Annotated in this window: 3 protein-coding genes and 1 pseudogene; all 4 read right to left on the bottom strand. The window is 35.5% G+C overall.

All coding sequences use genetic code 11. From position 1 onward, the window contains the following. Positions 1-480: 480 nt before the first annotated feature. Positions 481-2,829, bottom strand: coding sequence for a type III secretion system effector E3 ubiquitin ligase NleL (nleL, locus tag HEN33_RS24490; protein ID WP_001301673.1), 2,349 nt, complete (start codon positions 2,827-2,829; stop codon positions 481-483). A gap of 19 nt (positions 2,830-2,848) precedes the next feature. After that, the gene (locus tag HEN33_RS24485; RefSeq protein WP_115801847.1) at positions 2,849-2,938 is read right to left on the bottom strand and encodes a hypothetical protein; all 90 of its coding nucleotides are present in this window, start codon (positions 2,936-2,938) and stop codon (positions 2,849-2,851) included. A gap of 12 nt (positions 2,939-2,950) precedes the next feature. Next, positions 2,951-3,043, bottom strand: a pseudogene (locus HEN33_RS24480) (tail assembly protein); the annotation flags it as partial. Position 3,044: 1 nt separating this feature from the next. After that, a partial coding sequence (locus HEN33_RS24475) for a phage tail fiber C-terminal domain-containing protein (protein ID WP_170817470.1) occupies positions 3,045-3,109 on the bottom strand: 65 nt, incomplete at its 5' end.

Below are 3,109 nucleotides of genomic sequence, written 5' to 3'. Positions count from 1 at the left end.
AATCTGAATATCAATTCATAAAATATGATTCTCCACGATTTGCCCAGAAATAACGAACATAATTTTCGTTGTAATTAAAATCATATTTCATCTACAGTGACCATTCACAGCAAAACAAAATCAATTATCACATTTAAAAAAAATACTGACAACAAAGATACTCTTCAGACAAAGTTGTCATATGTAAATTTTCCCTTAAAACGTTGCTCAAAAAAAATATAAAAATCATATGCCCTAATCAACATCCTCAAGCACTACGATATATGCAGTATCCTATTCATATATTACCACCATATCAGACAAATCGAATCACAACGAGTTCTATCGTACTCTTTCATCTTCGACACTGTAAATTTTAAGAACATTCGGCTCATGCCACTAAACCAAGACATAATAACAACGGAGCAATAAATGTTCCCACTGAACATGTGCAAACCTAAAAAGACAGTGTTACAATAATATTCATCCATGGTCTCTAAATCAACGCCACGCAACAGGATAATACAATGAAAATATTTCAGGAAAAGATTCTTTTGCATGCTCCGTTAGCATATCAGTCAGCACAGCGGTACAAGTAAAAACATTATTTCTTCCTTGTAGCCTGTCTAAAATATCATTGTAATAATAAACTGAGCCAAATACCTGAGGATCTGTTTTATAAGCTTGTTCAATCAATCCATTTGCATATCTCCGTAGAATCTCAGGAGAATCATACTCTGTACCAAACATATCACTCGATGAGTATTTACAGAAAACCCCCCCTAAACAAAATAATATTTCAGCCTGTTTTCTTAGTGGCATATCTTTCAATACATGGCTCCCCATAATCATATCTACATGCTGAGCGTTCAGTTCCCAACCATCAAGAAAGGGATTCCAGACACAGGCAAGTTTCCTTTGCTGATCATCAGCAATCATTTTATAATCTGATTTATTGGAATTAAGTGCCTCAATAAATCTCTCTTTGAGTTCATTATCAGAAATGAGTATATCCAGAATACCAGAAACGAAATTCTGGGAAAAAGCTTTATGATAAGGAATACTGAAAATTGGAAATGATTCAGAAAAAAGATTGCTCAATGAATACCCAAATGTATTTTGAACTTCTCCATCCTTATATAAAAAAAAGGACATCCAGTTAGTTGATGTATTAGGAGATAACATATCAACCATATGACTCAAAGAACACATCATTGCCATACCATCATCCTGTGATGATAACAAAACCCAGTTATAAGCCAAATCGGAATCATCATCCCAGTCAGGCTTCCCAGAGCCATCGCACAATCCAAAATCACTCTGCTGTGTGACAGGATAAACTTTTTCATTTTTTAAATATACTTCATAGAGTTCCCTAAATCGTTCCTGCATTCCATCACGCCGTGAACCATTCATTACAATTTGTATAAAGGAACTATTATAAGATACCATCGCACCTGGATGTCGCTCAAAATACATCCCTGCCTGCAATAAACTACCATTCTCCATATACATCATTATTGAATTATTAAACCAAGACATTATAGTATCAAAAAAGTCATCACATATAGGCTCGAGCCATTGCTGTATATTTGCGTTGTTCAAATAAGGATGAATACTAAATGAATCAGCCAAAGACATCTTAACATAGGGCCGGAACGCCGCTAATTCGTCAAGAGATATTTTTTTGATAAGTTCTTCAGCGGCCCTTACTTTATCATGGTTATACTTATCATCAGATGTATTCATAGTCAATAAAATTGATTTATTTGATTTTGTATAGTTATCCAACACAGATAATATATTTTCCTGTATGTCAGATAGATCTATGTAACACCCTCCTAGATTAATGGTATTACTTTTTTCACTAAAGAGCTCCTTTACATCACCTAAGATAGCACCACTTAAAACCATTCCAGGAATTATAATAGCTCCTGTTAAATCAGCCTCGTTCAAAATTGGAGGATATTGTATATATGAAGATCCTTTAAATGATGCATTTTTAAGATTGGAATTGCTGAAATTAGAGTTTTCAAACAAAGCCCTAATAATACAATTAGATAAATTAGCATAACAAAAATTACATTCATTCAAAATCGAGTTTTTAAAAGAACAGTTTTCCAATACAGCCTGAGACAAATCACTCATCCTGAGATCTGTATCATCAAGCACTGCTCCAGAAAAATTTACTGATGATAAATTCAGCCCTACAAGACTTAGACCTGACAAGTCACATCCAGAGTAATTCAATTCTTCAGCAGACTCTTCACCCGTTCGGTTAGCTGACAACCAAATTAAGTCAGCAGTAAGCTCAGCTTTGCTCAGGCAGGCACGGCCTTGACTGACATCATATGCAAGGAATTGACATTGCGATTCATTTAATGAATTACAGCCATTTAAATATACGGAATTTCTGAGTGCCTCAGGAAAGGAACCTTCTATATGTTTCAAAGAACTACAATGGCATAAAGATAAATTAATGACATTTTCAGGTATGCTGCAATTTATAACCTCTAATGATGAGCATCCAACCATACTTAATGAAGATAAGTTGGGGGGTAAGCAGTTTATTGATTTAAGCTCTGTACATCCATTCAAAACCAGTTCTTTCAGAGAACCTGGAAGCAAGTCTGGTAATGTTGTTATTGGCTCACTGATTGATAAAGTCTCTCCATTAGTACTTATAACATCAAGTATTTTTGATGCAACCTCATGACGATTTTCGCTAAATTCTCCCTCAGCGCACCACTTTTCGAGGGCAACTTCAACATCCTCGTTAGATGGTGAATCTACAGGACTTTCAAAAGATATTACTCCAGAATTTACAGAGATATTTGTAGTGGGCAGCATTTATCTCACTCCTTTTTACTTAGTCCACTAAAGTAAAATTAGAAAACACAACTGCCGGGACAACTTTCTGTCCCTGTACCCACAAATAAGATGTCAGATTTATCGGCATTAATTTAACTCCCTATTGAATTATCTCCTCTTTTTTATCTAACAAATATTCCCCGGACATGACAACAAAAACCGGAGCCGGACTCCGGTTTTGTGAAGCTGTCGGGTTACTTCATCCCGCCAATATTTTCCCACGTCCCGTCAGCACGCAGGATTTGCAGCGGTCTTACCA

The organism is Escherichia sp. 94.0001, from assembly GCF_013369155.2.
Classification (GTDB): Bacteria; Pseudomonadota; Gammaproteobacteria; order Enterobacterales; family Enterobacteriaceae; genus Escherichia; species Escherichia coli_F.
This window is presented reverse-complemented; position numbering and strand designations above follow the sequence as displayed.

Excerpts from the sequence above, each read along its gene's own strand:
- nleL (WP_001301673.1), bottom strand. The coding sequence starts at position 2,829 with ATGCTGCCCACTACAAATATCTCTGTAAATTCTGGAGTAATATCTTTT.
- HEN33_RS24485 (WP_115801847.1), bottom strand. The coding sequence starts at position 2,938 with ATGCCGATAAATCTGACATCTTATTTGTGGGTACAGGGACAGAAAGTT.